General features: G+C 51.7%; 1 protein-coding gene. It reads left to right on the forward strand.

The window, feature by feature from the left end:
* Positions 1-538, forward strand: a 538-nt coding sequence (locus R7Q11_RS28870; RefSeq protein WP_225467307.1) for a TRAP transporter large permease subunit, incomplete at both ends; no start/stop codon positions are given.

Consider the following 538-nt stretch of genomic DNA (forward strand, 5'->3'; position numbering starts at 1 on the left):
TGCCGCAGCGGTCGGCGGAACTATGTCACCACTGCAAAAGAAAGATGGCTACGATGAAAACTTTTCTGCCGCGGTAAACATCACTTCTTGTCCATCTGGTTTGTTGATCCCGCCAAGTAACACCTTGATCGTGTTCTCGTTAGTCTCTGGTGGTACCTCTATCGCGGCGCTGTTCCTCGCTGGTTACATTCCGGGTATTTTGATGGGTCTGAGCATCATGGTGGTGGCTGGGATCATCGCCAAACGTCGTGGTTACCCAATTGCTGCTCGCCCAACGCTAGCGATGGTTTGGGATACATTTCTAAATGCGGCGCCTTCACTGGCTCTGATTGTGGTCATCATGGGTGGCATCATCGGCGGTATCTTTACGGCTACCGAAGCCTCTGCCATCGCCGTGGTCTACACCTTTGTTTTAGCGGTGTTGGTGTATCGCGAAGTGAAATGGCGAGATCTTCCTAAGATCATTTTGGAATCTGCCGTCACCACATCGATTGTTTTGCTGTTGGTTGGCGCGTCTATGGGCATGTCTTGGGCGATG

Source organism: Vibrio sp. 970 (assembly GCF_033339075.1).